Origin of the sequence: Sediminivirga luteola, assembly GCF_014639315.1 — a bacterium.
Classification (GTDB): Bacteria; Actinomycetota; Actinomycetes; order Actinomycetales; family Brevibacteriaceae; genus Sediminivirga; species Sediminivirga luteola.
This window is the reverse complement of sequence record NZ_BMFY01000010.1, coordinates 22,298-47,540: the sequence shown is the minus strand read 5'-3', so window position 1 is coordinate 47,540 and position 25,243 is coordinate 22,298. Positions and strand designations below refer to the sequence as shown.

The 25,243-nt window shown below is 70.9% G+C and carries 24 protein-coding genes; 11 read left to right on the top strand and 13 right to left on the bottom strand.

Translation table 11 applies throughout. The features are described from left to right. Nucleotides 1-135: 135 nt before the first annotated feature. Nucleotides 136-1,275, bottom strand: coding sequence for a zinc-binding dehydrogenase (locus IEW13_RS11600; RefSeq protein ID WP_229745111.1), 1,140 nt, complete (start codon nucleotides 1,273-1,275; stop codon nucleotides 136-138). A gap of 284 nt (nucleotides 1,276-1,559) precedes the next feature. Here IEW13_RS11600 and IEW13_RS11595 point away from each other — a divergent pair, with 284 nt between their 5' ends. The 5 genes from IEW13_RS11595 to IEW13_RS11575 all read left to right on the top strand — a co-directional run bounded on the left by IEW13_RS11595 (nucleotide 1,560) and on the right by IEW13_RS11575 (nucleotide 6,152). Continuing rightward, the gene (locus IEW13_RS11595; RefSeq protein ID WP_188551088.1) at nucleotides 1,560-1,796 is read left to right on the top strand and encodes a hypothetical protein; all 237 of its coding nucleotides are present in this window, start codon (nucleotides 1,560-1,562) and stop codon (nucleotides 1,794-1,796) included. After that, entirely contained in the window at nucleotides 1,793-3,280 is a 1,488-nt protein-coding gene (locus IEW13_RS11590; RefSeq protein WP_188551087.1) for a purine-cytosine permease family protein, read from the top strand. Before IEW13_RS11595 ends, IEW13_RS11590 begins: the two co-directional genes overlap by 4 nt. A 132-nt stretch (nucleotides 3,281-3,412) precedes the next feature. Beyond that, a complete protein-coding gene (locus tag IEW13_RS11585; RefSeq protein ID WP_188551086.1) occupies nucleotides 3,413-4,513 on the top strand; it encodes an alcohol dehydrogenase catalytic domain-containing protein in 1,101 nt (366 codons plus the stop codon). A 77-nt stretch (nucleotides 4,514-4,590) separates the two neighbouring features. Then, on the top strand, nucleotides 4,591-5,250 hold the full coding sequence (locus IEW13_RS11580; protein ID WP_188551085.1) for a TetR/AcrR family transcriptional regulator: 660 nt from the start codon (nucleotides 4,591-4,593) through the stop codon (nucleotides 5,248-5,250). Between the two features lie 182 nt (nucleotides 5,251-5,432). Continuing rightward, a complete protein-coding gene (locus IEW13_RS11575; protein WP_188551084.1) occupies nucleotides 5,433-6,152 on the top strand; it encodes a type 1 glutamine amidotransferase in 720 nt (239 codons plus the stop codon). Nucleotides 6,153-6,185: 33 nt separating this feature from the next. Here the strand turns inward: IEW13_RS11575 and IEW13_RS11570 are convergent, their stop codons facing one another. After that, nucleotides 6,186-7,154, bottom strand: coding sequence for a glutamate racemase (locus tag IEW13_RS11570; RefSeq protein ID WP_188551083.1), 969 nt, complete (start codon nucleotides 7,152-7,154; stop codon nucleotides 6,186-6,188). Between the two features lie 265 nt (nucleotides 7,155-7,419). Between IEW13_RS11570 and IEW13_RS11565 the strand changes: the two genes are divergently transcribed. Next, entirely contained in the window at nucleotides 7,420-7,833 is a 414-nt protein-coding gene (locus tag IEW13_RS11565; protein ID WP_188551082.1) for a hypothetical protein, read from the top strand. Between the two features lie 235 nt (nucleotides 7,834-8,068). Here the strand turns inward: IEW13_RS11565 and IEW13_RS11560 are convergent, their stop codons facing one another. From IEW13_RS11560 to IEW13_RS11525, 8 genes are all read right to left on the bottom strand, one after another. Continuing rightward, nucleotides 8,069-9,094, bottom strand: a complete 1,026-nt coding sequence (locus tag IEW13_RS11560) for a zinc-dependent alcohol dehydrogenase family protein (protein WP_188551081.1) — start codon at nucleotides 9,092-9,094, stop codon at nucleotides 8,069-8,071. Nucleotides 9,095-9,221: 127 nt separating this feature from the next. Then, on the bottom strand, nucleotides 9,222-10,241 hold the full coding sequence (locus IEW13_RS11555; RefSeq protein ID WP_188551080.1) for a sugar ABC transporter substrate-binding protein: 1,020 nt from the start codon (nucleotides 10,239-10,241) through the stop codon (nucleotides 9,222-9,224). A 71-nt stretch (nucleotides 10,242-10,312) separates the two neighbouring features. Then, on the bottom strand, nucleotides 10,313-11,338 hold the full coding sequence (locus IEW13_RS11550; RefSeq protein WP_188551079.1) for an ABC transporter permease: 1,026 nt from the start codon (nucleotides 11,336-11,338) through the stop codon (nucleotides 10,313-10,315). Further along, nucleotides 11,335-12,876, bottom strand: a complete 1,542-nt coding sequence (locus tag IEW13_RS11545; RefSeq protein WP_188551078.1) for a sugar ABC transporter ATP-binding protein — start codon at nucleotides 12,874-12,876, stop codon at nucleotides 11,335-11,337. Before IEW13_RS11545 ends, IEW13_RS11550 begins: the two co-directional genes overlap by 4 nt. Before the next feature lie 149 nt (nucleotides 12,877-13,025). Beyond that, nucleotides 13,026-14,087, bottom strand: coding sequence for a zinc-dependent alcohol dehydrogenase (locus tag IEW13_RS11540; protein WP_188551077.1), 1,062 nt, complete (start codon nucleotides 14,085-14,087; stop codon nucleotides 13,026-13,028). Beyond that, nucleotides 14,084-15,064 (bottom strand): phosphotriesterase family protein, encoded by a 981-nt coding sequence (locus IEW13_RS11535; protein WP_188551076.1) that lies wholly within the window; start codon nucleotides 15,062-15,064, stop codon nucleotides 14,084-14,086. Before IEW13_RS11535 ends, IEW13_RS11540 begins: the two co-directional genes overlap by 4 nt. Beyond that, nucleotides 15,061-16,632, bottom strand: coding sequence for a xylulokinase (gene xylB / locus IEW13_RS11530; protein ID WP_188551075.1), 1,572 nt, complete (start codon nucleotides 16,630-16,632; stop codon nucleotides 15,061-15,063). Before xylB ends, IEW13_RS11535 begins: the two co-directional genes overlap by 4 nt. Then, complete coding sequence (locus IEW13_RS11525; RefSeq protein ID WP_188551074.1) at nucleotides 16,629-17,354, bottom strand: SDR family oxidoreductase; 726 nt, start codon at nucleotides 17,352-17,354, stop codon at nucleotides 16,629-16,631. Before IEW13_RS11525 ends, xylB begins: the two co-directional genes overlap by 4 nt. A 166-nt stretch (nucleotides 17,355-17,520) precedes the next feature. Between IEW13_RS11525 and IEW13_RS11520 the strand changes: the two genes are divergently transcribed. Genes IEW13_RS11520 through IEW13_RS11500 form a run of 5 tightly spaced genes read left to right on the top strand, consistent with a single transcriptional unit; the run spans nucleotide 17,521 to nucleotide 21,643 of the window. After that, entirely contained in the window at nucleotides 17,521-18,132 is a 612-nt protein-coding gene (locus IEW13_RS11520) for a glucose-6-phosphate isomerase family protein (RefSeq protein WP_188551073.1), read from the top strand. Then, entirely contained in the window at nucleotides 18,129-18,806 is a 678-nt protein-coding gene (gene eda / locus IEW13_RS11515) for a bifunctional 4-hydroxy-2-oxoglutarate aldolase/2-dehydro-3-deoxy-phosphogluconate aldolase (protein WP_188551072.1), read from the top strand. The genes IEW13_RS11520 and eda overlap by 4 nt, the downstream gene beginning before the upstream one ends. Beyond that, nucleotides 18,803-19,768 (top strand): shikimate dehydrogenase family protein, encoded by a 966-nt coding sequence (locus IEW13_RS11510; protein ID WP_229745110.1) that lies wholly within the window; start codon nucleotides 18,803-18,805, stop codon nucleotides 19,766-19,768. The genes eda and IEW13_RS11510 overlap by 4 nt, the downstream gene beginning before the upstream one ends. After that, nucleotides 19,765-20,697 (top strand): NAD(P)-dependent oxidoreductase, encoded by a 933-nt coding sequence (locus IEW13_RS11505; RefSeq protein ID WP_188551071.1) that lies wholly within the window; start codon nucleotides 19,765-19,767, stop codon nucleotides 20,695-20,697. The genes IEW13_RS11510 and IEW13_RS11505 overlap by 4 nt, the downstream gene beginning before the upstream one ends. Nucleotides 20,698-20,752: 55 nt before the next feature. Next, a complete protein-coding gene (locus IEW13_RS11500) occupies nucleotides 20,753-21,643 on the top strand; it encodes an SIS domain-containing protein (protein ID WP_188551070.1) in 891 nt (296 codons plus the stop codon). A 145-nt stretch (nucleotides 21,644-21,788) separates the two neighbouring features. On the opposite strand, the gene IEW13_RS11495 is transcribed toward IEW13_RS11500, so the two are convergent. The 3 genes from IEW13_RS11495 to IEW13_RS11485 all read right to left on the bottom strand — a co-directional run bounded on the left by IEW13_RS11495 (nucleotide 21,789) and on the right by IEW13_RS11485 (nucleotide 25,022). After that, nucleotides 21,789-23,252, bottom strand: coding sequence for an APC family permease (locus tag IEW13_RS11495; RefSeq protein WP_188551069.1), 1,464 nt, complete (start codon nucleotides 23,250-23,252; stop codon nucleotides 21,789-21,791). A 381-nt stretch (nucleotides 23,253-23,633) separates the two neighbouring features. After that, nucleotides 23,634-24,074: a SufE family protein gene (locus IEW13_RS11490; RefSeq protein WP_188551068.1), complete on the bottom strand. Its 441-nt coding sequence runs from the start codon at nucleotides 24,072-24,074 to the stop codon at nucleotides 23,634-23,636. A gap of 45 nt (nucleotides 24,075-24,119) precedes the next feature. Beyond that, complete coding sequence (locus tag IEW13_RS11485) at nucleotides 24,120-25,022, bottom strand: sulfurtransferase (protein WP_188551067.1); 903 nt, start codon at nucleotides 25,020-25,022, stop codon at nucleotides 24,120-24,122. Nucleotides 25,023-25,243 lie beyond the last annotated feature (221 nt).

Genomic DNA, 25,243 nt, shown 5'->3' with positions numbered 1-25,243 from the left:
GCGCTGGTCCGCGGAGTGGACGCCAGGTAGTGCGGAGTGGACGCCAGCGGTAGTTCCCGGGCGGTGCATTAATTCCAGGCACGAGCTCACGCGGAATCAGCGCACGACCCGGGAAGCAGCGGACGCTGCCGGTGCCTACATCACCACGATGGCGCGACCGGTGATCTCTCCGCGTGCCAGTGCCTGGTAGGCCTCGTCGGCCTGATCGAGCGAATAGCGGCGCGTCACGGCCTCGGCGACGCGGTATCCGCCCTGCGCGGCCATGTCCACGACCTGGGGCAGATCCTCGCGGGTGCGCGCGCCGAAGGAGCCGACGATCGTCTGGCCGCGCCGCACCAGCGGGGTGATCTCGACCTCCGCGGCGGCCTTGCCGGCGGCGATCCCGACCGCGACCATCCGCCCGCCCTCGCGCAGCAGGGTCACGGCCTGGCTGAAGGTGGCCGGATGCCCGAGCGCCTCGAAGGCGACGTCGACGCCCTTGCCGTCGGTCAGGCGCAGCACCGCCTCCCGGGCGTCCTCCTGCGCGGAGTTGACCGTCTCGTCGGCGCCCAGATCCTTGGCCGCGGCGAGCTTGGCATCGGCGATGTCGATGGCGATGACCTTCGAGGCGCCCGCATGCTTGGCTACCTGGATGAGGCTGGAGCCGACTCCGCCGGTGGCGACGATGGCCGCGGTCTCGCCCGGCTGCAGCCGGGACTGGCGTACGGCGCCGAACGCGGTGAACGCCGCGCAGCCGAGGATGGCGCTCTCCTCCGGGGGCAGGCCCTCGGGCAGCGGTGTCAGGGCCGCCAGCGGCACGACCGCGTATTCGGCCAGGCCGCCCATCGAGTACATCGACAGCCGCGAGCCGTCTTCGCGGTGCAGCCGCGAGGTGCCGTCGAACAGATTGCCATTCAGGCGGTTCTCACCGAAGAACTTCTCGCACAGATCGTCGCGGCCCTTTTGGCACGGCTCGCACTCGGTGCACGGCATGATGAACGCGCCGACCACCGGGGTGCCCGGCTCCAGCACCCCGCCGCCGACGTGGGTGCGGGCTTCGTCGGTGCCCTCACCGATCCGGACGACGCGGCCGCTGATCTCATGCCCGACGACTGCCGGTCCAGGGAAGGCGACCTCGCCTTTGAGCACGTGCAGATCGGTGTGGCAGACGCCGCAGGAGATGATCTGGACCAGTGCCTCATTGGCTTTCGGTTCCGGAGTGGGAATGGTCTCGGTGTGCAGATGCGAGGTGGTGCCGTCCCACACAGCAGCCCGCATCGTCGAGGGAACGTTCATATCGCCATCTTTGCATGACCGTGCAAGAGCCGTCCGGGCGGGCCCGCGACGAGCGTCGTCATCGACGGAGGCGCCCGAGGCGAGTGGCGGGGCGCGGGGTGCGGCGCCTATCCGGGTGGGCGGCGGTACGAGTGACCACGGCCCGAACGCGTGCGGGACAGGCAGCTTGCTCCGCCGCCCTCATCACCACAGTCCGGGGAGCGAGACGTCACGGCGAGGGGATTGACTCGGGCTGTGATCGGCGCAACACTAAACCAAATCGAATTTGGTAAAGGAGTGCGAATATGAGCGCAGGCCCAGGCGAGTCACACGCTGCCCGCGGCGCCGATTTCATCGCGGCGATGACCGGTGCGGGGATGGAGCGCCCCGTCGCGGAGGAACTCGAACGCCGCATCCGCATCGTGGAGGAGGACGAGGCCGGCGACGAAGCCCGTCAGCCGCTCTCCGGCCGGGAACTCGGCGGGTACGTGCTGGTGACCGTCGCCATCTGCGGGCTCTCGGCGCTGGCGGTGATCCTGTGAGCGGCGCCGGTGCCGCGCGCGGCACGCGGCAGCGCTCGCCGGAGAAGGCGCTGGCCGAGGAGACCCGGTTCGGGACGTTCCCGCTGCTGCGCCGCGAACGCATGTGGTCCGGCCTCGACTTCACCTGGGTGAGCAGCTCCCTGGCCATCGCCACCTGGGCGTTCATCGTCGGCGGTTCCACCGCTCTGCTGGTGGGCTTCCGCGACGGCACGATCGCGATGATCATCGGCAACGCCATCGGCCTGTGCTTCATGGTCCTCGCCTCGACCGCCGCCTCCCAGCGCTACGGCTCGGAGCAGTACACGCTCCTGCGCGGCGCCTTCGGCGTGGTGGGCGTGGGCATCCTGGTCTTCACTGTCATCCTCATCACCGAAATGGGCTGGTCCTCGCTGCTGGCGGTGATGGCCGGCCGCGCCGCGAGCCAGATCACCGGCGAGGTCACCGGCGCCGAACTGTCCCAGTACGGGCCCCTCGTGACGGTGTGCGCCCTGGCGGCCATCGTCCTGGCCTGGCTCATCCTCTCCCGCGGCCCGGTCCTCATCGGCCGCCTCAACGCCATCGTCGCGCCCGGGCTGGCCCTCATCGTCGGTGCCATGATGGTGTTCCTCGTCATGAACACCTCCTGGGACGCGCTCTCCGCCGCCTCCCCGCTGGCGCCGTTCGAAGATCCGACCCTGAACTTCATGATGGCCGTGGAGTTCAACGTCGGCGTGGGCGTCTCCTGGTATCCCGTCATGGGCTCGCTGGCCCGTATGACCCGTTCGCGCAAGGCGGCGATGTGGCCGGCGTTCGGCGGGCTGTTCGTCGCCACCATCCTGGCGCAGGCGGTCGGGCTCGCCTCCGCGCTCACCCTCGGCGACTCCGATCCCACCGTGTGGATGGTTCCCTTCGGCGGTGCCGTGCTGGGCGTGGGCGTGCTGGCGTTCATCGCGTTCGCGAACGTCACCTCCATGGCCTCCATCGTCTATTCCACCGTCCTGGCGATCCGTCAGTCCTCCGGGCGCTTCCTGGTGCGGCTGCCGTGGAAGTGGCTCAGCGCCCTGTTCTTCGTGCTGCCGGGCATCATGGCGTTCTTCCCGCAGTTCATGTACGAGCAGTTCATGACCTTCGTGACGTATTCGGGTGCCTTCCTGACGGCGGTGTGCGGGGTGGCCCTGGCCGACTACTTCGTCCTGCGCCGCCAGCGGCTCGATCTGCGGGAGCTCCACCTGGCTCAGCGCGGCCGGCTCTACGCCTACCGCGGCGGGATCAACATCGCCGGGCTGGGTGCGGTCGCCCTGGGCGCGGTCTTCTACGTGTGGCTGTACGATCCGATCACCTTGGAGACCCAGGCCGCCTTCGCCTACGTCACCGCCTCGCTGCCGGCGGCGGTGCTGGCGGCCGTGGCCTACCTCGTGCTGACCGCCGTCCTGTATCCCCGGCGACCGCGCGTTCCCGCCGGTCACGCGGATGCCGGCGGCGCACCGGCTGGCAGAGGGGCGTGATCCGTGCCCGCGCGAATCCAGCACCATCTCAGTCGCCGGCAGGCTGCCCGCCTCGCCGCCCACGCATCGTCCATCCCGTCCGCCCGGCCCCGAGCAGATCGCTCGCCGGGCTCACACCAGGAGGCCTGAACCATGCCCATCACCGCACGCGCCGCGCTACAGCCGGACCCCGGCGCACGGCAGCTTGAGATCCGCACCGTCGACGTCGCCGAGCCCGGCCCGGGCCAGGTCCGGGTCCGGATGGGCGCCTCGGGTGTCTGCGGTTCCGACCGCCACGTGCTCGAAGGCGACTGGACGATGCCCAGCCCGACCGTCCTGGGCCACGAGGGCGCCGGGACCGTCGAGGCCCTCGGTGACGGCGTCACGGGATTCGCCGAAGGTGACCGCGTCGTGATGACCTGGTTCCAGCCGTGCCTGGCCTGCGCCGCCTGCCGTGAGGGACGCACCTGGGTGTGCACCGCGGCCAGCTCGGAGCAGTGCCTGCTGCCGGACGGCACGACGCCGATGTCCCAGGACGGCGCGCCCGTCTACCCGTACCTGGCCGTGGGGTCCATGAGCGAGTACGTCGTCGTGCCCCAGCAGGCCCTCGTGAAGATCCCCGAGGACGTGCCGTTCGACGTGGCGGCGCTCATTGGCTGCTCCGTGGCCACCGGCGTCGGGGCGGTGCTCAACGACGCGGAGGTCAAGGCCGGGCGTGGCGCGGTCGTCATCGGCGCTGGCGGCGTCGGCCTGTGCATCATCATGGGCCTGGCCCTGGCCGGGGCGAGCCCGATCATCGCTGCCGATGTGAACCCTGAATCCCTGGAACTGGCCCGCGAGTTCGGCGCCACGCACACGGTGCTCTCGGACGCCTCCCTGCCGGAGAAGGTACGCGAGATCACCGGGGAGGGCGCCGAATACGCGTTCGAGGCGATCGGCCGCCCGCAGACCATCGCGCAGATGCCCGCCTGCCTCAAGCGCGGTGGCACCGCGGTGATCGTGGGACTGCCCCCGCAGGACGCCCCCGTGCAGATCGACGCCCTCGCCCTGGCGGAGGAGGGCAAACGCCTGCTGGGCTCGAACTACGGCTCGACCGTGCCGGCCCGCGACTTCCCCCTGCTGGCGCGTCTCTACCTGGACGGCAAACTGCCGGTGGACCGTCTGATCACCAACCGCGTGGGACTGGAGGGCGTCAACGACGCCTTCGAACTCATGCGCCAGGGCGCCCGCGGCCGGAGCGTGCTGGTCTACTGAAGGACCCGCAGGCGGGGTGCGGCAGGCGCGGGAACGCCGCTGCGCCGCCCCCGCCGGTCCCGGATCGGAGCCGCCTCATGCCCCGCCCCAGCACCCGGATCCTGTCTCCGGAGATCATCGCCCGCGCCGCCTTGGACATGGTGCGCCGCGAACACGACTTCACCATCCCCGGCGTGGCCGCCCGCCTAGGGGTCAATCCCTCGTCCCTCTACCATCACGCGCCAGGCGGCCGCGCCGAGATCATCGCGCTCGTGCGCCGCGAGCTCTACGCGGGCATCGACTGCGCGGCGCTGCGCGACTCCGCCCGGCCGTGGCGCGGACGGCTCGCGGCGTGGATCCGCGAGTACCGCGCCGCTTCCGCCATGGCACCGGCCTCCGTCCCGTTGCTGGTCGGATCGGCGGTGGACGATGAGGCCACCCTGGAGATCTACGAGGCGCTCATGTCGATCCTCGCCGACGCCGGAGTGCCGCGCGCCGACTGGATCCCGCTGTCGGCGATGCTCGACGCGATCGTCATGGGCTCCGCCGTCGATGCCGGTGCCCCGGTGCCGCTGTGGCGGGTGCCCGAGGGCCCGGACGCGGCCGCGCGGTTCCCGTTGCTGCGCGAGGCCCTGCCCGGCGGCGACGGGCCCGAACGCCCCCTGCAGGGGCTCGACCTGGCTGTGGCCGCGGCCGTGGTGCAGGTGGAGCGGCACGCGCAGGCTACCGGCGACCGGTGCCGGCGCCACGACCACTGACGCCGTGCCGCGACCTGTCATCACGACCGTCGTCACGGCCCTGGTTTCCAGCTTGTGACCCCGGCGCCACCGGGGTCACAAGCTGGAACCGGGGTCGCCTGAACAACGAGGATGGGGCATCCCCCCGGCGCCAGGACGGCGCGCGGGCCGGTCGCGCCGGTCGCGGACGTACACTGACGAGCATGGTGCGAATTCTGGTGATCCAGCACGAGGACGGCGCCGATGCGCGGCGCTTCGGAGACTGGCTCGAGGAGGCCGGCGCGGAGCTTGAGGTCCTGCGCCCGGATCGCGGGGACGCCGTGCCGGCGGACCTGGACGGCTACGACGGGCTCGTGGTGCTCGGCGGCAGCTCCGGCCCGGAAGATGACGAAACGCATCCCTGGCTACCGGCCACGCGAGCGCTGCAGCGGCTGGCCGCCGAGGCCGAGGTGCCCTCCTTCAACATCTGCCTGGGCGCCCAGCTCGCCGCCGTCGCGCACGAGACGGAGGTGTTCCGCCGTCGCCGGCCGCAGGTCGGGATCATGGAGGTGCATCGCCGGCCGGAGGCGGCCGAGGACCCGGTGTTCTCCGCGGTGCCCGAACGCGCGAAAGCGGTGCTGTGGCATCAGGAGGAGATCGCCGCGGTGCCCGAGGGTGCCGTGCACCTGATGGACGGCACAGATGCCCCGGTCCAGGCGTTCCGGGTCGGCGCGTGCTCCTGGGCCACGCAATTCCACCCGGAGCCCGATGAGGAGATCGTGCGGCTGTGGGCCGAGCAGACCTCCCTGACCACGCAGGCCGGCCGGCAGGCGGAGGAGATCGTCGAGGAATACCGGGCGCAGGCTGATGAGATCGAGGCCTCCTTCCGGCCGGTGGCCGCCGCGTTCGTGGAGTACATCCGCCAGCAGCCGCCCGGGCGGTGAACGGCTCCGGCCTGCCGATCCAGCGCGGAGAGATCAGGCCAGGAGCCTGCGCCCCGCTGGGAAAGCGCGCAGGGCCTCGGGCAGGGGGCCGGGCCGGCCCGAATGCAGTACCGCGACCACGCGTCCCGTGCCGGCTGCCGGTCCCGTCATGCCATCCGGGTCGCCGACGGGCCGAGCGTCGGCATCGAGTGCGTCAGGACGGGGCGCATCAGAACCCGGTGGGCCAAAGCCGGGCGCATCGAGGCTGAGCGTGCCGGGGCCTGGCGCATCGGGGCTGAGCGCATCGGCGCCCGGGGCATCGGCGCCCGCCGGGGCGAGGCGGTTCAGTGCCGCGGTCGCTTCCCCGTCGCCGATGATCCCCTCCGCGGCGAGCCGGCGGACGGTCTGCCGTGCCACCGGCTCGGGCGAGTCCAGCACCGCGGTGCCCGGCGGCAGCGCCGCAGCGATCCGGTCGGCCACCAGCCCGTAGTGGGTGCAGCCGAGGACGACGGCCCGGGCGTCCGCCGGGGTGCGGCGTGCCGCGGCGGCCACGGCCGCGGTGATCCCCGCCTCATCGGCGGCGTCGATGGCGCTCGCCAGGCCCGGGCAGGCGACCTCGGTGACCGGCAGGTCCGCCGCGAACTGCGCGATGAGCCGCCGCTGGTAGGGGCTGCCGGTGGTCGCCTCGGTGGCCCACACCGCGAAGGGCCCGCGCAGCCGGGATGCGGAGCGCACTGCGGGGACGGTGCCGATGACCGGGACGTCCACGGCGGCCCGCACGGCATCGAGCGCGTGCACCGACGCCGTGTTGCACGCGATCACGATGGCCTGCGCGCCCTCGCCGAGCGCCGCGTGGACGGACGCCAGGGTCCGCTCGACGATCCGGGCCGAGCTCAGGGCACCGTAAGGGCTGTGATCGGGGTCCATCGCCAGCACGAGTTCCACTCCCGGCAGGGCGCGGGCCAGCGCATCGGCGTAGCCGGTCAGGCCCAGACCGGAGTCCACGAAGCCCACACGAGTCACGAACGCGTTCCTTCCCGCCCCGCCGGAAGACCCGGAAGACCCGGAAGACAAGGGCACCGACAAGCATAGGAGATCATCGGCGCGGACGAGTGCTGGCAGCGGGGAAGGCCGTAGGAAGCGCGGTGCCGGACGGGCAGCCGGGACGGATGGAGGTGTGGCGCGCCGACCGGTGGGCAGCCGGGCGTCGAGGGCGGCAGTACGTGCCCGAGGGCGGCAGTAGACTCGAGGCGTTGCCCAAGGCGGGCAGTGCGAAAAGGAGATAGGTATGGGAAACAAGATCGCCACCGCGGCTCTGCGCGGCGTCACCGGCGCCTTCATCCTGAACTCGGGCCTGGGCAAGCTGCAGCTGGACGAGGAATCCGCCGCAGGTTTACGGGAGTTCGCCTCCAGCGGCATTCCTGCCCTGAAAGAGCTCGATCCCGCGACCTTCAAGAAGCTGGTGTCCTATGGCGAGATCGCCGTCGGCTCGGCGCTGTTGCTGCCGTTCGTGAACAAGCGCCTGGCCGGCCTGGCGCTGGGTGCCTTCTCGGCCGGCCTGCTGGCGATCTACTTCCGCAATCCGGCGCTGACAGAGGAGGACGGCGTCCGCCCCAGCCAGGACGGCACCGCGATCGCCAAGGACGTGTGGATGGCGGGCATCGCCGCGGCGCTGATCTTCGGTCCAAGCGACAAGAAGTAGCCCCACGCTGAGCTACGCGGGGCAGTTCCGGGGGAACGCCGCGCGGCCAGCTCGCTGATCGGTGTCGACCCGGATCGTGCCCGACGGGCGTCGGGAAAGGCCGTCGTCGAACAGCATCGCCTTCGATCAGACAGTATCGCCCTCTCTAGGAGCAGTCCTAGAGAGGGCGATCGTCTGTGAGAGCCGCCAGCCGTTCGCACGGCGCCGGCGGTACTCGGCGTAGAGCTTGCTGGCCCTAGGATCCCGGCTGGATCACGGCCTTGATGCAGGCGCTGTCGCCCACGGCGTTCAGCGCCTCGGCGTACTCCTCCAGGCCGAAGCGATGGGTGATCACTCCCGTCGTGTCCACAGCACCGGAACGCAGCACCCCGATCGCCCGGTCGAAGGAGAACTGCTGTGCGAAGGAGCCCTTGACGGTCAGCTCCCGCCGGAACACCTCGTAGGAGGGAACCGGCCATCGCGCGCTCTCCGCGGTCATGCCGTACACCATGATCGTGCCGCCGGTACGGGTGAGCGGCACGGTCAGTTCGAGCACGGAGGTCGATCCGGTCGCATCGATGACGATGTCGAAGCCCTCGGGCGCCCGGCGCTCCAGCGTCCGCAGGGCTGCGGCCGGATCCTGCCGGTCCATCCGGACCACCGCATCGGCACCGCGCTCCAGGACCAGGTCCAGCTTCGGCTGCGAGGGCGCGGCCACCGTCAGATCGCCGACCCCGCCGAGCGACTTCAGCAGCTGCGCCAGGATGATCCCGGTCGGTCCCGCGCCGAACAGCAGCGCCGAGGCGCCCGGCGCCGGATCCAGGACGTCCAGGCCGTGCACGACGCAGGCGGCCGGTTCTGCGAACACGGCGACGTCCGGGACCAGATCGTCCACCGGGAAGCAGCGCGCCGCCGGCACCGTGACCAGCTCGGCGAAACCGCCCGGGGCGTTCACGCCGTAGGCCACCAGCCGGCGGCAGTAGGCCGGGCGGGCCCGGCGGCAGTCCGCGCACGAGCCGCAGGCCACCGTGTTGTCCACGGCCACGCGGGCGCCCACGGCGATGTCCTCGACGTCACCGGCGGCGTCAACGACGGTCCCGGTGAACTCGTGCCCGGGCACCAGCGGATAGACCGGCCCGAACTCGCCCTTGTGCAGATGCAGGTCCGTTCCGCAGACACCGGCACGCTCCACCCGGATGAGCACTTCGCCGGCGGCGGGGACGGGATCGGGCACCTCGCGGACCTGGTAGGTCTCAGGTGCCGAGTAGACGACGGCTTTCATCTTCTCTCGCTTTCCTCGTAGCGCACAGATACGGGCACAGATATGGGCACGGGCCGGCACCCGCCGGCACAGACGCGCGATGCGACCGTGCCGATGCGTGCCGGCCCGCGTGGGACGGGTGGACGGATCAGAAGACGCTCTCCGGATCGTAGAACTCGTCGACGTTGTCGCAGTCGATGCCGGCGGCCTGGGTGAACTCCTCGGACTCGAAGTCCTCGGCGGTCGCCTGGCCGGTGGCGATCTGGATGGCGATCTCCATGCTGCGCTCGGCAGCCAGATCAGGCGAGTTCAGGCCGGTCGAGACGTACTGGCCGTCGCAGCCGCCGTTCTGGATCTCCTCCAGCGCCTCCTTCTGGCCGTCGGCCGAGGCGGCCACCAGGGTGTCCTCGTTGCCCTGGTCGCGCAGCACCGTCAGGGCGCCGAGCGCCATGGCGTCGTTGAGGCCCAGGATCAGGTCCACATCGGGATTGGCCGAGAGCATGCTCTCGGTGGCCGGAACGGCGCGGTCCTGCGCCCAGACCGCGGGCGTCTCGGCGACGATGTCGTATTCGATGCCGCCGTTCTCCAGGCCTTCGAGGAAGCCGGCCTGCCGGGCCGGGCCGACGATCTCGTCGTTGGCGCCGCCGTTGAGGATGGCCACCGTGATCTCCTCGCCCTCCTCGAAGCGCTTGGCGGTCAGCTCACCGGACATCCGGCCGCTCTCGTGGTTGTTCGAGGTGACCGAGGTGACGCCGACGTCCGGGATGCCGGTGTCGACGAAGATCAGCGGGGTGCTCTCGGCGATGGAGTCGAGCTGCGCGCGCTGCGTCTCCGGGCTGATGGCGTTGATGATGATCGCATCGACGCCCTGGGCCTGCATGGTCTGAGCCTGGTCCAGCTGCGTCACCGGATCGCCGGAGGCGTTCTGCACCTGGAGGCTGAAGCCCTGCTCCTCGGCCATGCCCTCCATCATGTCGACCATGGCGGAGTAGAACGGGGCGTCCAGCTGCCGCTGGAGGAAGCCGATGGTGATCTCCGAGACGTCCTTCTCCTCGCTGGCCGAGGCGCCGCCGACGTCGTCCGTCGAGCCGCAGGCGGTCAGCGTGAGCACGGCCCCGGCGGCGATGACGCCGGCGAACCGGTGGAACGGGGTGCTGCTGCGTTTCATGTTCTCCTCCGTGTTTCGACTGCCGGACCTCTGTGTCCGGCGGGTGGGTGAGAGCGCGCCGGCCGGCGCGCTCAGGTGCTGGCGGGTACGACGGCGTTCTTGCGCTTCCGGCGGGTGAAGCTGACCGTCGTGAGGATGATGGCGAACAGGATCAGGCCGCCGCGGAAGGCGTCCTGCATGTACGTGGAGACGTTCAGCAGGACCAGCAGGTTGGTGATCACGCCGAGGATCAGCGTGCCCACGACCGCGCCCAGGACGCGTCCGCGGCCACCGGCCAGGGCGGCGCCGCCGATGACGACCGCCGCGATGGCGTCCAGCTCGTACAGATTGCCGGCGGTGGGGGTCGCGGCGCCGACGCGCGCGGTGAGCAGGAAGCCGGCGAAGCCGACCATGGCGCCGGCGAGCATGTACACCAGGAACAGGGTCCGCTCGACCGGGATGCCGGAGGCGCGGGCGGCGTCCTTGCTGGAGCCGATCGCGTAGATGCGCCGGCCGAAGACGGTCCGCTTCATCAGGAAGCCGATCACCAGCGCCAGGCCCAGCCAGATGAGGGCGATCAGGGGGACCCCGGCGATGGTCGTGGTGGCGATGACGCGGAAGTTCTCCGCCGCGGGCGTCACGGGCGAGCCCTCGGTGGTGGCGTACACGATGCCGCGGGCCAGTGCCATCATGCCCAGTGTCACGATGAACGGCTCGAGTCCCCGGAAGGAGACGAGATATCCGGTGAAGGAGCCGCACAGCGCCCCGACGACGACGGCGACGAGGATCGCCAGGACGACGCTCTGGCCCCCGTAGAGCATGGCGCAGGTGACGCCGGCCAGCGCCACCACCGAGCCGACGCTGATGTCGATGCCGGCGGTGACGATGATCATGAACTGGGCCAGGGTCACGATGCCGATGACGGACACCTGGACCACCAGATTGGTCAGGTTCCTGGGCGTGAAGAACGCGTCGGTGCTGAATGCGGCGACGATGAGGAGGAGGACCAGGATGATGATCGGGTACTGGTCCTTCACCCAGCCCCATCCCAGGGAGGGGCGGGTGCCTCCGGACGGCGTCTTCCTGCCCGCCGTCTCGGTTCCGGTGGCTGTGGTCATGCTGCTTCTCCTCCCAGGGCGGCCCTGATGATCTGATCCGTCGCGCTGTCCTGCGAGGCGTGCTCCGAGACGATCCGGCCGTCGCGCATGACGAGCACGCGGTGGCACAGGGAAAGGAGCTCTTCCGCCTCGCTGGAGACGACGATGACGGCTTTGCCCTGCTCGGCCAGCCGCCGGATGATGGTGTAGATGGTCAGGCGGGCACCGATGTCGATGCCCTTCGTGGGCTCGTCGAGCACCACGACGTCCGGGTCCGCCTCCAGCCATTTGGCCAGGCAGACCTTCTGCTGATTGCCCCCGGAGAGGGCGACCGTGAGGCCTTCCGTGCCGCCCTTGACGGCGTACTCGTCGATCAGCTCGCGGGTGCGGGCGCGCTCCTTGCCGAGGTCGATGACGCCCAGGGAGGAGTACGCCCCCAGCGTGCTGAGCGTCATGTTCTGCCCGTTGGCGAAGCTGGGGATGAACCCCTCGCGCTTGCGGTCCTCCGAGACGTAGACGATCCCGGCGGCGATGGCGTCGCGGTTGGACCGGAACGTGCGGGCCTTGCCGTGCAGTTCGATCGAGCCGGATTCGGTCTCCTGGTTCCCGGAGATCGCCCGCGCGACCGAGCTGCGGCCGCTGCCGACGAGCCCGTACAGACCCACGATCTCCCCGGCGGCCACGTCCAGGTCGATCGCCCGTGCGGCGCCGGCGTAGAGCGAGTCCACCCGCAGCACGGGTGCTCGCTCGGCCTGGGGGAGCGGCTGCGGCGGTTCGAGCGCCATCACGGATTCGCCGATCATGAGGGTCATGACATCGTCACGGCTCACCTCGCTCGCCACCACGGTGTCCACCAGGGCGCCGTTCCGGAGCACCGCGATGCGGTCGGCCATCGCGAACACCTCGTCCATGCGGTGCGAGACGAAGATGACGCACACGCCCGCCGCCCGTTCCCGGTCCACCAGGGCGAGGACGTCCTTGAAGTGATCCTCGGTGGTGGAGGCGGTGGTCTCGTCCAGGATGAGGATCCGGTGTGGGTTCACCTGGGTGCGGCTCAGCGCGAGCATCTGCCTGGGGCCGGGACCCAGCTGCCCGGCACGGGCGGAGAGCGGCACATTGCGCATCCCCACCGCGGCGAGCGCCTCGAGCGTCTGCTCGCGCCGGTGCCGGCGCACCAGGTTCCACGGGCGGTTACGGCCGGCTTTGCTGATCTGCGTGAGCCAGACGTTCTCCTCCACCGTGAAGTCCTCGATCACGAGGGGCTCCTGGTGCATGAACAGCACGCCGGCGTCGATGGCGGAGGACGGATCGGTGATCTCCCCGTCGTAGCCGGCGACGGTGACGCCGCCGGCCGTGGGCCGCTCCTGGCCGGCCAGGAGCTTGGAGAGCGTGGACTTGCCGGCGCCGTTGGCGCCGCAGATCGCCAGCACCTCGCCCGGATAGGCCTCCAGGGTGACGTCGTCGAGGGCGGTGACGCCCGGATACGTCTTCGTCAGATGCGAGATCCGGAAGGCCGGTTCGGCGGTGGCGGGGCCACCGCGGTCGTGTTCGTGTTCCATAACGCCCCTTTGCGTCCGTGCGTGCGTGGTCGTCACGCCCGGACGGTCGTGTCGTGTGGTGCTGTGCGCCGCGGCGCGGGCCGCGGCGTCGGTGCTGTGTTCTGTTCGGCGTTCTCTCCGGCGGCCGCCTCGGGCACGCCCGCCGGCGGTCAGCCGGTGATCAGGACTTTCACCGTCTCCCGCTCGCGTGCCGCGGCGAACGCCTCCGCCGCCTGCGCCAGGGGGAATGTGCCGGAGATGAACTCGTCCTCGGGCACCCCGCCGCCGGCGATGATCCCGGCGGCCTCCTGATAGTCGGCGGGCAGATAGGTCGCGGCGCCCTGCACGCGGACCTGGCGGTCCTGCACGATCGGCAGCGGCAGGGCCGTCCCCTCGGAGGGCACGCCGACGATGACGACGGTGCCGCCGCGCTGGGCCAGCTCGACCGCGAGCCCCAGGGTCGGGGTGGCGGCGACGCAGTCGAAGACGATGTCCGCGCTCTCGCCGAGTTCGCCGCGTACCGCGGCGGCGATGTCGTCCCGCCCGGCGTCGAGCGCGGCCGCGGCGCCCAGGCGCAGCGCCCGCTCGCGTTTCGAGGCGGACAGGTCCGTGACGACGACGCCGTCGGCACCCAGATGCCGTGCGGCGATCAGCACCAGCAGGCCGATCGTGCCGGCGCCGAGGACGACGACGCGCTTGCCGCGCAGATCGCCGCCGTGGTTCCTGGCTGCCTCGCCGGTGAGCCCGGAGGCGGCCAGGCGGACGGCATGCACGGGTGTGGCCAGGGGCTCGATCATGAGGCCCTCGGCGTCGCTGAGCCGTTCGTCGATCCGGTGCAGCCGGTTGGCCGGCACGGTGAACAGGTCCGCCATGCCGCCCTGCTCGTAGCCGCAGCCGAAGAAGCGCAGGCGCTCGCAGAGGTTCTGATCGCCCCGGCGGCATGGCTTGCACTCCCAGCACGGCAGGGTGGGCTCGACGATGACCCGGTCGCCGGGGCGCAGCTGAGCGTCCTCGGGTGCCGCCTCGACGATCCCGACGACCTCGTGCCCGGGCGCGTAGGGCAGCGGGACCCAGGGATGGTGCCCGGCGACGGCATGCAGGTCGCTGCCGCACACCCCGGCGGTGCGGAGGGAGATGAGTGCCTCCCCGGCAGCAGGTACCGGCGCCTGGACGTCCTCGATCTCGATCCGGTCGGGGGCGGGCACGATGACTCGGCGGATGGTGCGGCTCATGCGTACCTCTCTGGGTCGGTGCCGGTGCTCTCCGGCGCATCGTTCATGGTGAAGGCGGCGGCGGGATTGGCCACCAGGAGCCGGTCGGCGGCGTCGTCACCGATGACCTGCCGGAGCCGGGGGAGGAAGCGCCGCGGGAGATACGCCATGCCGGGCATGCCCGCATAGCTGGTGAAGCGGCTCCGGCGCGCGACGTCGCCGCCGATCAGGATGCGGTCGCCGGCTCCGGCCGCGATGGCTGCGCCGATGGCGTCGATCAGCATCGCCTCGGGCCATTCCTTCAGGCGGGCGGCGCCGTCGCAGCCCAGGAAGGCACCCCGCGAGGCCAGTTCGGCGAAGAGGATCCGGTCCGGGCTGCGGTCCATATGCGCCAGGATCACCCGGGAGGGCGCCACCCCGAGCGCGGCGAGGCGGTCGAGCACCTCGTGGGCGGCGCTGCCGTGCTCCAGATGCACCATCACGGCGGCACCGGTCCGGTGGTGGGCCTGCGCTGCGGCCTCCAGCACGGTGGACTCGAAGGCGGAGACGGACCAGTAGCCGATGCCGGTCTTGATGAAACCGGCACGGACGTCCGTGGCGGCGGCAGACGGCGAGCCGGGCTCGTCCTGGGCCGGCATGCCCTCGGTCAGGTCCCGCACGAAGAGCGCCGCCAGCGCGCCGGCGTCCAGCTCCCGCAGCCAGTGGCCGGAGGGGTAGTGCGCCTCACGGTGTGCTCCGGTCGCCGCGACGATGGTCAGGCCGGAGCCGCGGGCGACGCGTGCGAGCGCGGCGGGGCGCCGGCCGATCCCGATGGGGGTGGCGTCGACGACGGTGCGCAGCCCGGCCGCGTGCACCAGGCGTGCCTCGGCCAGGGCGCGTTCCTCGTCGTCCAGGTCCTCTCCCGGCAGGAGGGCAGTGGTGTGGAAGAAGTGCTCGTGGTAGTCGGCCGGACCCAGGGAGCCCGGCGCGACGTCCCCCTGCACGGTGCGGACGATCATGCCTGCTCGAACCACCCTTCGAGCCGCCGGTACGCGTCGAGGAACCGTTCGTACCGGCGGTCCCGCTCGGCGGCGGGAAGGGCGGGCGCGAGCGGCTCGCCCCGGTGCTCGCCCAGGAACGGCCGCAGATCCTCCGCGCCGATCAGGCCGCTGCCGAGCGCGCCGATGGCGGCGGCGCCGAGGGAGGTCGCGTGATCTCCGATGTCGCTGGGGGTCACGCTCAGCTGCCAGGTGTCGGCGAGGATGCCCCGGACGACCTCGGATTTGCTGGCCCCGCCGATGACGTCGGCGGCGTCGAAGGCGTGGCCGGCGTCGGCGAACGCCTGCAGGCCGGTCCTGAGGTTGAAGGCGACGCCTTCCAGCACCGCGCGGGTCATGTGCCCGCGGCCGTGGGTGATCGTCAGGCCGGTGAAGGTCGCCCGGACGCTGGGGTTCCAGTACGGGGCGCGCTCGCCGAGCAGATGCGGCAGGAAGAACAGCCCCTCGGCGGCGGCCTGAACCCGTGCGGCCTCGGTCAGCAGCGGTCCGTAGGGGTCGTCGCTGCCGTCCCCGAGGACGCCGGCGATCCACTCCAGCGCCGCGCCGCCGGTCTGCATCGTCGCGGTGGGCACATAGGAGCCGGGCAGCACGTGGGTGAAGGTCATGGAACGCATCAGCGGGTCGTGCAGCGGCTGCGCGCTGGCGAAGGACACCCACGAGGACGAGCCGAGGTAGGCGTAGAGGCCGTCCGATTCGTCCAGCCGGCCGGCGCCCAGGGCGCCCATCGGGCCGTCGCCGCCGCCCAGGACCACGCGGGTGCGGGGGGACAGGCCCGTCTCCGGCGCCAGCTCCGGGAGGAGGGGGCCGATGTCGGTGCTGGAGGCGACTACCTCGGGGAAGATGCCTGCATCGAGCCCGGAGGCCTCGATCAGCTCCTGGCTCCACTGCCCGCCGCGCTGGTCGAAGGCGTTCGTGCTGGAGGCGTCCGAGGGGTCGGTCACGTGCACGCCGCAGAGACGCCGGACCAGGTAGTCCTTGGGGTTGAGGAACGCGACGGCGCGTTCGAGGGCCTCCGGCTCGTGATCGGCGATCCACATGAGCTTGGAGAGGGAGTAGGTGGGGTTGGCGCGATGGCCGGTGATGGCGTAGACGCGCTCCATGCCGACGCGGTCGAGCAGTCGCGCGCACTGGGCCTTGGATCTGGTGTCCGCCCAGATGATGGCCGGCCGGGTGGCCTGCCCGTGTGCGTCGATCAGCACGGCGCCCATCATCTGCCCGGAGAAGCTGACCGCCCGGACCCGCTCGGGTGATTCGCCGAGCCGGTCCAGCAGCGTCCGGTTGGCCTGGCAGAACGCGTCCCACCAGCGCTGAGGGTCCTGTTCGGCGCGGCCGTCCTCGGAGAATCCGGTGGGGTAGCCGACGGTCACCGAGCCGAGGATGCGGCCCTCGCGGGTGACCAGGGAGGCCTTGTCGCCGGTGGTGCCGAGGTCGTGGGCGATGACGAGATCGGCGTGCACGGAAGGGCTGGGAGAGCCGGACGGGCCAGGGGCGCCGGATGGACCCGGGGTGCCGGAAGGGGAGGTGATCATCGCAGCGAGTACCCTCCGTCGACGACGAGTTCCGTCCCGGTGCAGTAGGAGGCGCGGTCGGAGAGCAGGAACTCGGCGGCGTCGGCGATCTCCTGCGTGCTGGCGAACCGGCCCAGGACGGTGCCGGCGCGCCAGCCCTCGTGCATATGCGCCTTGAGGCTGTTGAGCGGCGTGTCCACGTATCCCGGAGAGAGGGCGTTGACCCTGACGCCGCGCGGGCCCCACTCCACGGCGAGCGACTTCGCCAGGGCGGTGACGGCGGCCTTGGAGGAGTTGTAGATGCTCTGCCGCTGGGGGTAGTTGACGACCAGGTTCCCCGACATGGAGGAGATCAGCACGATCGAGCCGGTGCCGTGGTCAAGGAGCCGCCGGCCGAAGGCCTGGCAGGCGGAGAAGGTGCCGTGGAAGTTCACGCCCATGACCCGGTGCACCAGGTCCTCGGGAAGGTCCTCGGCGGCCACGTCGTCCTCGACGATCCCGGCCGCGCAGATCAGGTCGATCGGTCCGGGGTCGTCCTGATAGACGGTCTCGACGGCGGCATCGACGCTGTCCCGGTCGAGGACGTCGCACGGGACGAAGACACCCGTCCGGGTCTGAGCGCCCTCGCGGTCGAGCACGTACACCCGGCGGCCGAGCCGCTCCAGATGCGCCGCGATGGCCTGTCCGATCCCGCCGGCGCCGCCGGTGATCGCCACGCATCGGGACGAGCTCTGCTCCGTCATCTTTCCCCCTTGAAATCACGGTCTCGCAGCCATCATAAAGTAGTGACGCTACATATGTATACCCCGTTTTGCGCCGTAGTGCCCGATATGGGGCCGGATATGCCCTCAATTGCGGCTGATACTGTAGCGTTACTACGAAGTTGTTTTCAGCGGAGAGGACACTCACATGGACCAGAAGGACCAGCCGGACCACCCTGCACGCGTCCAGATCAGCCCGGACGGCGTGATGACCGGCCGCACCGGCCGGTACACCAAGCACCTGGGGGACATGGACGGGGTGTACCGGGACGCCGAGGCGTACCGCGCCGCCCTCGCCGGGCGCGGCCCGGACGAGCTGGTCTACCAGGTCGACTCCCAAGACTACGGAGCCCACGAGGGCGCCCTGACCATCGGCACCTCGACCCTGCTGCCGGGACGCTACGGCCAGGAGTTCGCCGTCACCCGCGGTCACCTGCACCGGATCGCCAACCGCGCCGAGCTCTACCACTGCCTCTCCGGGCACGGTGTCATGCTGCTGGAGACCCTGGACGGCCAGACGGAGGCGGTGGAACTCACCCCGGGCGTGGCCGTGAACGTGCCCGGCGACTGGATCCACCGCAGCGTGAACGTCGGCGACCAGCCCTTCGTCACCCTCTTCACCTACGCCACCGATGCGGGCCAGGACTATGAGCTGATCGCCCGCGCGGGAGGCATGAAGACCCTCATCGTCGACGACGGCGCCGGCGGCTGGAAGGCCGTGCCGAACCCGGACCACCGCGGCTACACGGAGAGCCGATGAGCGCCGGCACGACCCCGGTACCGCCGGCGGCCGTCGATGCGGCACTCGGCCCCGTCCGGGTCCTCCCCGTCGTCTCCCTGGACGACGCCGCTGCGGCCGTGCCGCTGGCGGAGGCGCTGGCCGAAGGCGGTATCACCGCCGTGGAGATCACCTTCCGTACCGCCGAGGCCGCTAAAGCCATCGAGGCCATCGCGGCCTCCTGCCCGCAGACACGCGTGGGCGCCGGTACCCTGCTCACCCCGGACGACGTCCGGCGTGCCGTGGACGCCGGTGCGCGTTTCGGCATCAGCCCCGGCTGGGACCCCCAGACGGAGGCCGCCGCGGCAGAGGCCGGCCTGCCCTACATCCCCGGCGTCGCGACCGCGGCCGAGGCCCAGCAGCGCCTGGCCCAGGGGTATCGGACCCTGAAGTTCTTCCCCGCCGAGGCCGCTGGCGGCCGGGGCGCGCTGCGGCAGCTGCTGGCCCCGTTCCGCCGGCTGGAACCGTCGTTCATCCCGACCGGCGGCATCGGCCCCGGCTCTCTCTCCGACTGGCTGTCCATCCCCGGGGTGCGCGCGGTGGGAGGGAGCTGGCTGGCTCCGGAGAAGCTCATCGCCGCCGGCGACTGGAACGGCATCGCCGCCCTCGCCTCGGACGCCGTCGCCGCGTCCTCACCCCGAGAGGATCTCCCGTGACAGAGACCACCGCACTGACCTACACCGCCTCGAGCCTGCGTCCGGCCGCCAAGCCGACGTTCTACTTCATCGGCGTGAGCACCGGGCAGTCGTCCATCCGCCGGGTCTTCCCCGTCTGGGCCGAGCATCTGGGCCTGGGCGATGTCGATTTCGCCGGAATCGACCTGCCCCTGCACGCCGATCCAGCCGACTACCGCCGTGTCGTGGAGTTCCTCAAGCACGACGAGCTGAGCCTGGGCGCGCTGGTGACCACCCACAAGCTCGACCTGTACCACGCGGCGCGGGACCTGTTCGACGAATCCGATCCGCTCGCGCTCCTGATGGACGAGGTCAGCTGCATCTCCAAGCGAGACGGCCTGTTCCGCGCCCACGCCAAGGACCCCATCACGGCGGGGTTCGCGATCGACGCCATCACGACCGAATGGGAGGGGCGCACCGCGTTCCTGATGGGCGCCGGCGGCTCGGCCATCGCGCTGAGCTGGCACCTGAGCCGCCCGGAGCGCGGCAGCAACGTCCCGGACCGGATCATCGTGAGCAACCGCAGCCAGGACCGCCTCGACGGCCTGCGGGAGATCTACTCCTCCTTCGGCACCGAGGTGCCGCTGCAGCTGGAACTCACGCCCGAGCCCGGCGACAACGACCGCATCGTCTCCGCGCTCCCGGCCGGCAGCGTCGTGGTCAACGCCACGGGACTGGGCAAGGACGCGCCGGGCTCGCCGCTGAGCGGTGAGGCGCTGTTCCCGGTGGACGGCATCGCCTGGGACCTGAACTATCGCGGCGATCTGGTCTTCCTGGACCAGGCGCGGGCGCAGCAGCAGGAGCGCCGGCTGCGCGTCGAGGACGGCTGGGTGTACTTCATCCACGGCTGGACCCGGGTCATCGCCGAGGTGTTCGACACCGAGATCCCCACCTCCGGTCCTGATTTCGACGTCCTCTCCGACCTGGCGGCGGCGGCCCGATGACCGCCGGCCCGGGGCGCGTCCTGGTCACTCCGCGCTCGCTGACCTCGCAGGGTCTGGACGCGGTCCCTGAACTGGCGCCTCTCCGTGCGGCCGGGTACGAGCTGGTGAGCGGTCCCGCGGGGCAAGCGCCCGGCAGGGACCAGCTGGAGGCGCTGCTGCCCGGTGTCGTCGGCTGGCTGGCCGGCGTCGAGCGGATCGACGGTGCCCTGCTGCGGGCGCATCCGCAGCTGCGGGCGATCTCCAGGAACGGGATCGGCACGAACGCGATCGACCTCGCCGCCGCCGAGGAGTGCGGCATCAGCGTGCTCACCGCGCGCGGCGCCAATGCGCAGGGCGTGGCCGAACTCGCCCTCCTGCAGATGCTCACCGCTCTGCGCGGCCATCTGGAGGGCATGGCGGCGCTGCGGGCCGGCGGCTGGTCCCGGAGCCCGGGCGCGGAACTGAACGGCAAGACCGTGGGCGTGATCGGCATGGGCGCCATCGGCGCGCGGGTGGCCAGGATCGCCGCGGCTTTCGGCGCCGCCGTCGTGGCGCACGATCCGGTCCTGACCTCGCACCAGGACGCCGAGCTCCTTCCCCTGGAGGAACTGGCGGCCCGCGCCGATGTGATCACCCTGCACTGCCCGCCGCGGGAGCGGCCGCTGATCGACGCGGCGTTCCTTGCGCGGTGCCGACCGGGCCTCATCCTGATCAACACGGCCCGGGAGGGCCTGGTGGACGCCGCGGCGCTGCTGGCCGCGCTCGACGGTGGCCAGGTCGCGGCCTATGCGGTGGACGCCTTCGACGTCGAGCCGCCGCCGGCATCGGCGCTGTTACGGCATCCTCGCGTCCTGCCCACGCCTCACCTCGGTGGATATACTTCCGAGAGCGTGAGCCGCGCCACCTCCGCCGCGGTGGGCAATCTCCTCGCGGCGCTGCGCGGAAGCTGAGCCGGTGCGTGCGACCGCCACGTCACCACGACATCGAACAGGTGATGACGCGACGATGACAGCTCCACTCGTCCAGCAGATCTCGGACGCGCTGCCGCACCTGAGCCGCGCCGAGCAGCGGGTCGCCCGCCATGTCCTGGCCCACCCGGAGCAGGTCGTCGACTCGACGCTCGCCGCCGTGGCCGCCGCCAGCGAGGTCAGCGAGCCGACCGTGATCCGGTTCTGCGCCAGCATGGGCCTGTCGGGGTTCCAGGACTTCCGTCGCCGGATGACTCAGTTCCTGGCGCTCGGCGTGCCGGCGACCCATTCGGCGATCGAGTCCGACGACTCCGTCACGACGGTGACCGGCAAGATCTTCGATCACACCATCTCCAGCCTGGGCCACACCCGCCAGACCATCGACGCAGCGGCCATCGAGGAAGCCCTCGGGGCGATCCTGGCCGCCAGCAGCCTGCACTTCTACGGGATGGGTGCCTCGTCGACGATCGCCTTCGACGCGGCCCAGAAGGCGCCGCTGTTCAACAAGCCGTGCAATGCGCTCGCGGACGGTCACCAGCAGTTCATCGAGGCGGCCTCCGCGCAGCCGGATGAGCTGTTCTTCCTCATCTCCTATACCGGTCGCACGCCGGAACTGCTCCGGGTGGCGGAGGAGGTCGCCGCCAACGGCGCTCGGAGCGTGGCGATCACCGGTTCGGAACCGAGCCCGCTGGCGGAGACGGCGAACATCGTGATCCGCACTCCCACCCTGGAGAACACGGATCTGTACACCCCGACGATCAGCCGGATCGCCGGCCTGGTCGTGATCGACATCCTGGCCACCAGCGCGGCGATGCACGGCGGGCCGGACCGGCTGGACCGGCTGACGGAGATGAAGGCCAAGCTCGCCGGGCTGCGCAGCGCCGGCGCCGCCCAGGCAGGGGAGGACGCGGTCCGCGAGGACGGGTAGCCGGGGGACGGCTCGCCGGGTACGGGTGGAACTACGGTGCGCCGGGACGGACCGGTTTGCGCCAGCGTTGCGCCGGCCGCGGAGAGGGCCGTAGACGACGATGGGGGTCTCTAGGGTTTTTCCTAGAGACCCCCATCGTCGGAGGCTATCCGGCGGAGGAGCGCCCAGCGCGGGCGGCGATCTTCGCCTGGAGATCCCGCTCGGCGTTCGGCCCGGCCTTGACGCCGCCCGGCAGCCGGAACAGGAACACCAGGCCCAGCGCCCACCACAGACCGAACATGATCCATGGCTGCGGATCCAGGAAGGCGGGCATCCCGGGCAGGTACAGCACCAGCATCGCCGCCGTGGTCACCACCGCGGCCACGCCGATGACGGTGCCGCCCAGCGAGCCGGAGCCGCCGATGCGCAGCGGCCGGTCCATCGCGGGCTCGCGCCTGCGCAGCACCAGGAAGACGATCGCCACCAGCAGGTAGGTGACCACGATGCTCGGCGAGCCGGAGTCCACCAGCCACACCAGCATCGACTCACCGAAGAACGGCGCGATCACGGACAGCGCGCCGATGAACAGCAGCGCGTTGACCGGGGTGCCGTTCTTCGGGTGCAGCACCGCGAACCAGCGCGGCAGCATGCCGGAGTTGGCCATCGCCCAGATCAGGCGGGAGGCGCCGATGAGGAAGGCGTTCCAGGAGGTGATCAGGCCCGCGATGCCGCCGGCCACGACGAGGTTGCCCCAGAACTGATGGCCCAGCAGGGCGGCCATCGCATCGGCGGTCGCCAGGTCCAGGGTCAGCAGCTCGGAGGCGGGCAGCGCCAGCGAGGTGGTCAGGACGATGGCGATGTAGAACGCGGCCGCCATCACCACGGAGATCACCACCAGGCCCGCCACCTTGCGCGGCGGGAGTTTGACCTCCTCGGCGGACTGGGGGATGACGTCGAAGCCGACGAACAGGAACGGCACCAGCACCAGCACGGCGATGATCCCGCCGCTGCCGCCGGTGAAGAGCGGCTGCATATTGGCAGGCTCGCCGCCGAAGATCGCGCCGACCACCATGACGAGGGCGACCACGATCAGGAACAGGATCACCGAGGTCTGCAGCAGGCTGGCCTGCTTGATGCCTCTGATGTTGAGCGCGGTCAGCAGCACCGCGGTGCCCACGCCGATGAGCGCCCAGACCAGGTACACCTCCGATCCCGCGATGGTCCACAGCGGGATGGAATGCACCTGCGGGATGATGTAGGCGATCGAACGGGGGATCGCGACGGCTTCGAAGGCGACGACGGAGATGTAGCCGCCGACGATGCCCCAGGAACCCAGCAGCGCCGCGCGGGGCCCGAGCCCGCGCATGAGGTAGTTGTGCTCACCGCCGGCCAGCGGCATCGCGGAGACCAGCTCCGAGTACACCAGTCCGACCAGCACCATGATGATGCCGCCGATGACGAAGGCGCTCACGGCGCCCAGCGTGCCGGCGTCGTCCAGCCACCGCCCGGTCATGGTGATCCAGCCGAACCCGATCATCGCGCCGAAGCCGATGAAGAAGGTCTCGATCCTGCCGAGTGAGCGCTTGAATCTCAGTTCTGTGCCTGGTGGTTCGTCCGTGGCTGAGGCCATGATCCGCGTGTCCTCCCGTTGTCGTGTCAAAAGGCCGCCTGTGCGTTTCCTCACAGCGGTGGCAAGAGAACATTATGCGCCTTCTGTTTCCGCTGAGTGACAAGACGCGCGCGACCGCCGCGGTATCCCGAGAACGACAGACGCCAGGGCGCGGAGGCTCGCCGCGGAGGCAACGGCTCGCTATCGGCGCAGGCGCGGAGCGGTGAGCGCGATCCGAAAGACCACGGCTGTTTCGAATTCCTGCTCCTGATCAGCAGCGGGTTCCCAAAACAGCCGTGGTTTTCTCCGGACGCCCCAGCTGTGAGGCGCGTGAAGAAGCGGCTTGCAGCCGGTGGTGAGCTTGCTGTTGGTGTTGAGGCTGCCGAGCGACCGGTCGGCGATTCAGCCGGCGAGCCGGTCCACCTGGGCCTTGATCCGCGCCAGGAGCCCGGTCATCCCATGCAGCCGCAGAGGCGAGATGAGCTGCGTGAGGCCCAGGGAGAACGCGAAGTCGCCCGGGATGCTGCGCACCTCATCGGCGCTGAGCCCGTCCAGGCCCTGAGCCAGGACCGAGCCGAACCCGCGGGTGGTCGGCGCCTCGGCGGGGGCGCTGATGTACGGGTGCACGTGGCCGTCCCGCAGCTCCGTGACCACGAAGACCGGTGACTGGCATTCCGGGACGGGTTCCATCAGCTCGGGATGGTCCCGGTAGCGTTCGGGCAGTTCCGGCAGTTCCTCGGAGAACTCCAGGAGCAACTGCAGCCGCTCGGATGGCGGCGTGGAGGTGAAATCCTCCACGATCTCCTGCAGCTGGACGGGCAGTGCGGTGGTGTCCTCGCTCATCCCTCCAGGGTAGTCCTCGGCGTCCAGGGTAGTACTCAGTAGTCCTCAGCGGCCGGGGGCCTCACCCGGCTCCGCGCCCTGCACCACCGGAACGCCCACGAGGGAGCCCCATTCGGTCCAGGAACCGTCGTAGTTGCGGACGTTCTCGAATCCGAGCAGGTGGGTGAGCGCGAACCAGGTGTGCGAGGACCGTTCGCCGATGCGGCAGTAGGCGATCACGTCATCGCCCTCGGACAGCCCGGCCTCGCCCAGGTACAGCTGTTCCAGCTCCTCGCGCGTGCGGTAGCCGCCGTCCTCGGCGACGGCCCTGGCCCAGGGCACGTTCGCCGCGGTGGGAATGTGCCCGGCGCGCAGGGCGCCTTCCTCCGGGTAGTCCGGTGCGGTGGTGCGCTCGCCGGCGTACTCGGGAGCGGAGCGCACGTCCACCAGCTTCTCGGTGCCCAGCGCCTTCAGAACCTGGTCCCGGAACGCCCGCACCCGGGTGTCGTCCCGTTCCACGACGGGGTACTCGCTGGGGGCGATCTCGGGGCGTTCGGTGGTGTACTCGCGGCCCTCCGCCTCCCACTTCGCCCGGCCGCCGTCGAGCAGCCGCACATCGGGGTGGCCGAAGAGGGTGAAGACCCACAGCGCGTAGGCCGCCCACCAGTTGTTCTTGTCGCCGTAGATGACGACGGTGTCGTCCCGGGAGATGCCACGCGAGGAGAGCAGCCGCGCGAAACCCTCGCCGTCAACGTAGTCCCTGGTGACGGGGTCGTTGAGGTCCGTGTGCCAGTCGATCTTGAGAGCCCCGGGGATGTGGCCGGTCTCGTAGAGCAGCACGTCCTCGTCGCTCTCGACGACCTTCAATCCGGGCTCGCCCAAGTGCTGGGCGAGCCATTCGGTGCTGACCAGCCGTTCGGGGTGCGCGTACTGCTGGAACTTGGGATTCGGATCAGCGGCGATGCCCATCGGGGTCTCCTTTGTACGGTGCCATGCGGTCTGGGGCCGGCGGCCGGTGCCGCCGGGGTGCCTGAAAGATCGTGCTGGCAGTGACTATAGGCGCGGGTGCGGACGCTCTGGAAGGAGCGGGAGACACACTCCGTCATGAGCACGCTCCGCCCCGGCCCGCGGCCGTTCCCGGGAGAGAAGCTACCGTGAGAGTCGACAGGACCGGACGGGATGCGACACGG

What these genes read in the sequence shown, in the direction of transcription:
- IEW13_RS11520 (WP_188551073.1), top strand. Translation starts at nt 17,521, where the DNA reads ATGGACCAGAAGGACCAGCCGGACCACCCTGCACGCGTCCAGATCAGC.
- IEW13_RS11575 (WP_188551084.1), top strand. Translation starts at nt 5,433, where the DNA reads ATGGTGCGAATTCTGGTGATCCAGCACGAGGACGGCGCCGATGCGCGG.
- IEW13_RS11595 (WP_188551088.1), top strand. Translation starts at nt 1,560, where the DNA reads ATGAGCGCAGGCCCAGGCGAGTCACACGCTGCCCGCGGCGCCGATTTC.
- xylB (WP_188551075.1), bottom strand. Translation starts at nt 16,632, where the DNA reads ATGATCACCTCCCCTTCCGGCACCCCGGGTCCATCCGGCGCCCCTGGC.
- IEW13_RS11495 (WP_188551069.1), bottom strand. Translation starts at nt 23,252, where the DNA reads ATGGCCTCAGCCACGGACGAACCACCAGGCACAGAACTGAGATTCAAG.
- IEW13_RS11500 (WP_188551070.1), top strand. Translation starts at nt 20,753, where the DNA reads ATGACAGCTCCACTCGTCCAGCAGATCTCGGACGCGCTGCCGCACCTG.
- IEW13_RS11550 (WP_188551079.1), bottom strand. Translation starts at nt 11,338, where the DNA reads ATGACCACAGCCACCGGAACCGAGACGGCGGGCAGGAAGACGCCGTCC.
- IEW13_RS11600 (WP_229745111.1), bottom strand. Translation starts at nt 1,275, where the DNA reads ATGAACGTTCCCTCGACGATGCGGGCTGCTGTGTGGGACGGCACCACC.
- IEW13_RS11565 (WP_188551082.1), top strand. Translation starts at nt 7,420, where the DNA reads ATGGGAAACAAGATCGCCACCGCGGCTCTGCGCGGCGTCACCGGCGCC.
- IEW13_RS11490 (WP_188551068.1), bottom strand. Translation starts at nt 24,074, where the DNA reads ATGAGCGAGGACACCACCGCACTGCCCGTCCAGCTGCAGGAGATCGTG.
- IEW13_RS11560 (WP_188551081.1), bottom strand. Translation starts at nt 9,094, where the DNA reads ATGAAAGCCGTCGTCTACTCGGCACCTGAGACCTACCAGGTCCGCGAG.
- IEW13_RS11485 (WP_188551067.1), bottom strand. Translation starts at nt 25,022, where the DNA reads ATGGGCATCGCCGCTGATCCGAATCCCAAGTTCCAGCAGTACGCGCAC.
- IEW13_RS11580 (WP_188551085.1), top strand. Translation starts at nt 4,591, where the DNA reads ATGCCCCGCCCCAGCACCCGGATCCTGTCTCCGGAGATCATCGCCCGC.
- eda (WP_188551072.1), top strand. Translation starts at nt 18,129, where the DNA reads ATGAGCGCCGGCACGACCCCGGTACCGCCGGCGGCCGTCGATGCGGCA.
- IEW13_RS11505 (WP_188551071.1), top strand. Translation starts at nt 19,765, where the DNA reads ATGACCGCCGGCCCGGGGCGCGTCCTGGTCACTCCGCGCTCGCTGACC.
- IEW13_RS11540 (WP_188551077.1), bottom strand. Translation starts at nt 14,087, where the DNA reads ATGAGCCGCACCATCCGCCGAGTCATCGTGCCCGCCCCCGACCGGATC.
- IEW13_RS11555 (WP_188551080.1), bottom strand. Translation starts at nt 10,241, where the DNA reads ATGAAACGCAGCAGCACCCCGTTCCACCGGTTCGCCGGCGTCATCGCC.
- IEW13_RS11545 (WP_188551078.1), bottom strand. Translation starts at nt 12,876, where the DNA reads ATGGAACACGAACACGACCGCGGTGGCCCCGCCACCGCCGAACCGGCC.
- IEW13_RS11525 (WP_188551074.1), bottom strand. Translation starts at nt 17,354, where the DNA reads ATGACGGAGCAGAGCTCGTCCCGATGCGTGGCGATCACCGGCGGCGCC.
- IEW13_RS11535 (WP_188551076.1), bottom strand. Translation starts at nt 15,064, where the DNA reads ATGATCGTCCGCACCGTGCAGGGGGACGTCGCGCCGGGCTCCCTGGGT.
- IEW13_RS11585 (WP_188551086.1), top strand. Translation starts at nt 3,413, where the DNA reads ATGCCCATCACCGCACGCGCCGCGCTACAGCCGGACCCCGGCGCACGG.